This window comes from Burkholderia sp. Se-20373 (assembly GCF_017104705.1).
Lineage (GTDB): Bacteria > Pseudomonadota > Gammaproteobacteria > Burkholderiales > Burkholderiaceae > Burkholderia.
In genome coordinates, this window is sequence record NZ_JAAGPH010000340.1 from 1 (window position 1) to 1145 (window position 1145).

Consider the following 1145-nt stretch of genomic DNA (forward strand, 5'->3'; position numbering starts at 1 on the left):
TCCTCCTTCAGCGCGGCGGCGCGCGGCACGAACGCATCGGGGGCGAGCGAGGACAGCAGGAAATGCTGGTTCCCGCCGAACGGCCCGCGGCCGATCGTCGCCCGATCCAGCGGCAGGCCTTCGTTGTCGCCGTCGCGGAACCCGGCGAGGGTGTCGTACCAGCGGATCGTGCCGTCATCCACCGCGATGAGGCCGGTGAGCGTGCCGCGCAGCGCGTCGGTGACGCTCCCTTCGTGATCGAACACGTACACGAAGTGGCCGTCGGGTACCTCGCCCATCTCGATCGCGCGCAACAGCTGCGGCGCGTGCTGCGCGTTGAAGTCGAGCGCGGTGTCCGGCGTTGCCGGCAGCAGGTTCGGCGTGCCGGCATCGGCCGCTTCCAGGTTCTTTTGGCGCAGCGACGGGCGAACCCGCCCGAGCACGCGCTGGACGTAGGCATCGGGCTTCGACAGCGGAGTCTTCCGGTCGTCGAGCGCGCGGCGCATTTTGGCCGGTGCGAAGCCGCCGTAACCGTCGACGACGTCGTGCGCGACGTCAGCCACGACGAAGCGCACGCCGCGGCGCCCGTCGGGCAACAGGCGCGAGCGTCGCCGGAACGCGCCGGCGAGTTCGCGCTCGGCGATCGTCGCGTCGCCCAGCGACGTGGTTTCGACGTACGTCCATTTCTGCTCGGCATCGCGTGTCGCGTAACCGAGCACCTTGCCGGACTTGCGATCGATCGCGTAGAGCGTCGTTTGCGTGCCGGGATGCTTGCGCGCGTATTTTTCCGCCTGCTTCGGCCGCTGGAAGCGGGGCGCATCATCGAGCTGCTTCACGGTGGCGACGACGCTGTCGGCGGCGCCCGTGGCCGACGGTTCGACGTCCCACTGGCGCAGCTCGCCGAAGTACGCCTCGATGCGCGCGGCGCCGCCAAACGAGCGCAACGCGTCGAGCGGGACGGGCGACAGGTAGTAGTCGTAGTGCTTGCGGCTGGCGTCGCCTTTCGACTTGAGCGGCAGGAACGCATCCTGCGCGACCTTCGGATCGATCTCGTCCGATGCCGGCTTCTTGTCGATGAACTTGCCGTTGGCGCTCGTGCGCAGGCTCGCGATGAACTCGGGCTGCGGATGTCGCGCTCCGATCCGGTCGGCCGGCCGGTCGATGTG

General features: G+C 69.3%; 1 pseudogene. It reads right to left on the reverse strand.

Going from position 1 to position 1145, the window contains the following annotated elements:
* A pseudogene (locus G3N96_RS38640) lies at nucleotides 1–1145 on the reverse strand (hypothetical protein); the annotation flags it as partial.